We start from the raw sequence: 4,467 nt of genomic DNA, 5'->3' as shown, positions 1-4,467 counted from the left end.
GCGAACTCTGCGCCTCTGCGGTGTAAACACCATCAGCGGATGCGGCGCAGGCGGCGCAGGAAGTACGGGCGCGCCTGGCGGACCCGGATCGGCTTTACGAGCTCGATCTTCTCCACCTTGGGGGAGTGCAGGGGATAGGTCTTCTCCACCCCGATCCCGGAGGAGATCTTGCGGACTGTGATCATCGCCCGCGTTCCGGCTCCGCTCTTCTTGAGCACGATCCCCTCGAACACCTGGATCCGCTCCTTCGCCCCTTCGGTGATCCGCTCGTGCACCCGCACGATGTCGCCGGGGGTGAACTCTTCCTCCTCGGTCCGTTTCTTCAGGAACTCCCGTTCAACTGCTCTTACGATCTCGTCCATCTCTATCTCCTAGTTTTCTCCCACCACGCGGTCGAGGACGATCGCCACCGCCGCCCGCACCGAGAGGTGGTTAAAGTCGCTTTTTCCTCTTATCGGAGGGAGAAGGGCGTCCGTGGCGGCGATCAGCTCCTCTGCCATCCCCCATCCGGTTCCGAAAATGATATATACCGGCCGGTCCTCCGTTTGCAGGTACTCTTTGAGCTCTGCGTAGGAGACATTCCGTTTTCCGTGCCGCCGCGCCGAGGTGGCAACGAGCAACGGCGCCATCCCCTCCTCCGCCTCGATCTCGGCCAGGGTCTCCTCGAGGTCGGCGGCGACGGTCACGATCTCGAGCGCCTCTGCCCGTCGGCTCTCCGCGTCCGCCCGCTCCTCCGTCCAGAACCCGCGGATCCGCCACGAGATCTCCTGCTGCGACGGGAGCGGGGTCACCACGAAGTAGCGCCTCACCCCGTACGTCCGCGCCGTCCGTGCGATATCGTGCACGTCGACCGCAGTGGTCGAGGTGGCGACGATCTCGCCGGTGCGGCTGCGCATCGGAAAGTGAAACAGGCCGATGTAGAGGTTACCCATCAGAATTTTCCCTGTCAAGATCGAGCCCGAGGAGGTCGGGCCGGTTGCGCGCCGTCTTCTCCCACGCCGCCCGGGCGCGGAACTCCTCGATCCTTTTATGATCCCCACTCAGCAGGACATCCGGGACCTTGAGCCCGCGAAACTCGGGGGGGCGGGTGTACTGCGGCGGACCGAGCCGCTCCTTGTTGAAGAACGAGTCGCTCTCTACCGACCCGAAGTCCCCCACCACCCCGGGAATCGTGCGCGCCGTTGCCTCGACCACGACCGCCGCGGCAAGCTCCCCTCCGGTGAGGACGTAATCCCCGATCGACAGCTCCTCGTCCACGAACTCGACCACCCGCTCGTCCACCCCCTCGTACCGCCCGCACAGGAGGATCAGGCCGGCGTACTTCCCGAGCCGAATCGCGTCGCGCTCGGTGAACAGCCGCCCCTGCGCCGACAAGAGGATCGTCCTCCATCCTTCGGGGTCAGGTCTTGCAATCCCACACCTCTCGTGCAAAAAGCAAGACCTGACCCCGCCGGATTTGATCGCTTCGATCGCCCGCACGAACGGCTCGACCTTCATCACCATCCCCGGTCCGCCCCCGTACGCGCGGTCGTCCACCACCCGATGGGGATCGTCGGTGAAGTCACGCAAATCATGCAGGTGAACCTCGAGCAGACCCGCGGCCCGCGCCTGCCCGATCACCCCGACCGAAAAGAACCCGGAGAGGGCCTCCGGGAATATCGTAACGATGTCAAATCGCATCAGTCGGCGAGCTCGATCACGATCTCGCGGTCGAGTCGGGCCGCCACCCCCTCGAGGAACGTGCGCAGCGCACTGATCGTCCGCCCCCCTCTCCCGAGGATGCGCCCCCGATCCTCCTTCCCCACCTGAATGAAGAAGATGTCAACCTTTTCGGTCTCGATGCGGTCGATCCTCACTCGCTCGGGATCGTCGACCAATGACCGGACGAGGAAGAGGAGGAGGCGGTAGAGCACCTATCCCTCCGCCCGCGCCTTGATCCGTTCACGCTTTGCCGCGTCCCAGGCGGCCATCACCCCGGCCTTGGACAGAAGGTCGCGCGCCGCCTTGGTCGGCTTCGCCCCGTTGAGGAGCCACTTGAGCGCGGCCTCGTTGTCGATCTCCACCCGCGCCGGATCAGCCTTGGGATCGTAGTACCCGAGGTCGGCAACCACCTTGGTGTCACGCGGCTTCAGCCCGTCGAGAACCACGATTCGATACGACGGCTGCCCTTTCCTTCCCACCTTCTTCAAACGGATCTTCGCTGCCATCTTTCCACTCCTTTGCGCTCGTTTTATTTTCTTAAGGTCACGACGGTTCGCCGAAGAAATCGATGGGTAACCTTCTCTTGCCCATGTGCTTCTTCCCTACCAGCTTGAGGGCACGCTTCGCCTCATTGAACCGAGACAAGACCCGGTTCACATCACGAACCTGCGTACCGCTCCCCCGCGCGATCCGCCGCTTACGACTTCCCCCAATTATAGACGGATTCAGCCGTTCTTCCAACGTCATCGAGCGGAGGATCGCCAGAGCCCGGTCGATCTCGGCCTCATCGACTTCCGGTGTCCCCTTCAGCTTGCTCACCCCAGGGAGTTTGTCCAGGATCTGGGAGAACGGGCCCAGTTTCCTCATCTCCTCGAGCTGCTCGAGGAAGTCCTGCAAGGTGAACCGGTTCTTGCGGATGCGGGTGGCAAGCTGCTCCGCCTTCTTCTGATCGAGCTTGGACTCGGCCTGTTCGATCAGGGTGAGGACGTCCCCCATCCCGAGGATGCGGGCTGCCATCCGATCGGGATGGAACGGTTCGAGGGCGTCGGCCTTTTCTCCCACTCCGACGAACTTGATCGGGGCCCCGGTTACGGCACGGATGGACAGGGCCGCCCCGCCCCGGGCGTCACCGTCGAGTTTGGTGAGGATCACGCCGGTTAAGTGAAGCCGAGCGTTGAACTCGGCCGCGATGTTCACCGCCTCCTGCCCGGTCATCGCGTCGGCGACGAGAAGGACCTCGTCGGGCGGGACCGCGGTCACGATCTCCTCCAGCTCCCGCATCATCTCATCATCGATGTGAAGGCGACCGGCGGTGTCGAGGATGATCACGTCGTACAGGTTCTCCTCGGCCCACTCCCGCGCCTTGGCCGCGATCTGCGGTGGGGCGAGGCCAGGGAACGATGCGACCGGGATCTCCAGGCTCTTCCCCAGCGCCACCAACTGGTCGACCGCCGCCGGACGATAGACGTCGGCGGCGACGAGCCCGGGGGAATGGCCGGACTTGCGGAGGAGGAGCCCAAGCTTGGCCGCGGTCGTCGTCTTCCCCGAGCCCTGCAGTCCGACGAGCACGATCACCGCCGGACGGTGGTCCAGGTTGAGTCCGACCCGCTCGGACCCCATCAGTTCGGTGAGGGCGTCGCGTACGATCTTAATCAACTGCTGGGCCGGGGTGAGGCTCTCCAGCACCTCCTCCCCGATCGCACGGGCGCGGATCTTCCCGATCAGATCCTTGACCACCTTGTAGTTGACGTCGGCCTCGAGCAACGCGAGCCTGATCTCGCGCAGCCCGGCATCCACGTCCTTCTCCGACAGCTTCCCCTTTCCGCGCAGGCGGGAGAAGACCCCGCTCAGCCGCTCGGTCAACGAATCGAACATCTAACTCTCCTCGATACCTCTCCCGCGAACGTCGGGCACAATGCCCGCCACTACAGAGTAAATCCCTCCACCCATTCCGTCAACCGATTCCCTCCTCGTTCAGAAATCCGGTCCCGATCCTCCCCTCGCGGAACGCGGGATGGGCGATGATCTCCTGGGCGAGGTCGCGCGTCGTCGCCACCCCCGCGATTTGGAACCGCTCCAGCGCTGTGTACATCCGGATCATCGCCTCCTCCCGGTCCTCCCCCCACGTGATCACCTTGGCGAGGAGGGAGTCGTAGTGGGGCCGCACTTCCATCCCGTCGTAGATGTGGGTGTCGACCCGCACCCCGTACCCACCGGGCAGGCTCTTGATCCTGAGCCGGCCCGAGGCGGGGAGGAACCCGGTCTGCGGGTCCTCGGCGTTGATCCGACACTCGATCGCGTGCCCCCTGATCGGGAACTCGTCGCGAGAGAGTCCCTCCCCCCGCGCGATCCGGATCTGCTCTTTCACCAGGTTCACCCCGGTCACCGCTTCGCTCACCGGGTGCTCCACTTGGATGCGGGCGTTCATCTCGATGAAGTAGAAGTTGCCGTCCGCGTCGAGGATGAACTCGACCGTCCCCGCACTCCGGTAGTCAAGGGTACGAGCGGCGGTGAGGGCGGCAGCGTGGAGGGCGGCTCGGATCTCCGGATCGAGGTTGGGAGCGGGCGCCTCCTCGATCAGCTTCTGGTGACGGCGTTGGATCGAGCACTCCCGCTCCCCGAGGTGGGCGATCCTCCCGAACGCATCGCCGATCACCTGGACCTCGATATGACGCGGGTTGATCAGGGCGCGCTCGAGGTAGAGCTCGGTCTTCCCGAACGCCGCTGTTGCCTCGCGCGCCGCGCTCGTCACCGCCGCCGCGAGCT

Annotated in this window: 7 protein-coding genes; all 7 read right to left on the bottom strand. The window is 64.6% G+C overall.

Going from position 1 to position 4,467, the window contains the following annotated elements; all coding sequences use genetic code 11:
- Window positions 1–32 precede the first annotated feature (32 nt).
- Window positions 33–362, bottom strand: a complete 330-nt coding sequence (gene rplS, locus J7J55_08300) for a 50S ribosomal protein L19 (GenBank protein ID MCD6142694.1) — start codon at window positions 360–362, stop codon at window positions 33–35.
- A gap of 9 nt (window positions 363–371) precedes the next feature.
- A complete protein-coding gene (locus J7J55_08295; protein MCD6142693.1) occupies window positions 372–932 on the bottom strand; it encodes an RNA methyltransferase in 561 nt (186 codons plus the stop codon).
- Window positions 925–1,680 (bottom strand): tRNA (guanosine(37)-N1)-methyltransferase TrmD, encoded by a 756-nt coding sequence (gene trmD, locus J7J55_08290; protein MCD6142692.1) that lies wholly within the window; start codon window positions 1,678–1,680, stop codon window positions 925–927. Before trmD ends, J7J55_08295 begins: the two co-directional genes overlap by 8 nt.
- Window positions 1,680–1,913 (bottom strand): KH domain-containing protein, encoded by a 234-nt coding sequence (locus J7J55_08285; protein MCD6142691.1) that lies wholly within the window; start codon window positions 1,911–1,913, stop codon window positions 1,680–1,682. The genes trmD and J7J55_08285 overlap by 1 nt, the downstream gene beginning before the upstream one ends.
- Window positions 1,914–2,207 (bottom strand): 30S ribosomal protein S16, encoded by a 294-nt coding sequence (rpsP, locus tag J7J55_08280; GenBank protein MCD6142690.1) that lies wholly within the window; start codon window positions 2,205–2,207, stop codon window positions 1,914–1,916.
- 37 nt (window positions 2,208–2,244) lie between these two features.
- A complete protein-coding gene (gene ffh, locus J7J55_08275) occupies window positions 2,245–3,576 on the bottom strand; it encodes a signal recognition particle protein (GenBank protein MCD6142689.1) in 1,332 nt (443 codons plus the stop codon).
- A 79-nt stretch (window positions 3,577–3,655) separates the two neighbouring features.
- Window positions 3,656–4,467 (bottom strand): acetyl-CoA carboxylase biotin carboxylase subunit (locus J7J55_08270; GenBank protein ID MCD6142688.1); only part of this gene is annotated, 812 nt, incomplete at its 5' end.

The organism is Candidatus Bipolaricaulota bacterium, from assembly GCA_021159055.1.
Lineage (GTDB): Bacteria > Bipolaricaulota > Bipolaricaulia > UBA7950 > UBA9294 > S016-54.
The sequence above is the reverse complement of the archived record's forward strand: the minus strand, read 5'-3'. Positions and strand labels throughout refer to the sequence as shown.

Coding starts and splice junctions, on each gene's coding strand:
- rplS (MCD6142694.1), bottom strand. CDS start 362: ATGGACGAGATCGTAAGAGCAGTTGAACGGGAGTTCCTGAAGAAACGG.
- J7J55_08295 (MCD6142693.1), bottom strand. CDS start 932: ATGGGTAACCTCTACATCGGCCTGTTTCACTTTCCGATGCGCAGCCGC.
- trmD (MCD6142692.1), bottom strand. CDS start 1,680: ATGCGATTTGACATCGTTACGATATTCCCGGAGGCCCTCTCCGGGTTC.
- rpsP (MCD6142690.1), bottom strand. CDS start 2,207: ATGGCAGCGAAGATCCGTTTGAAGAAGGTGGGAAGGAAAGGGCAGCCG.
- ffh (MCD6142689.1), bottom strand. CDS start 3,576: ATGTTCGATTCGTTGACCGAGCGGCTGAGCGGGGTCTTCTCCCGCCTG.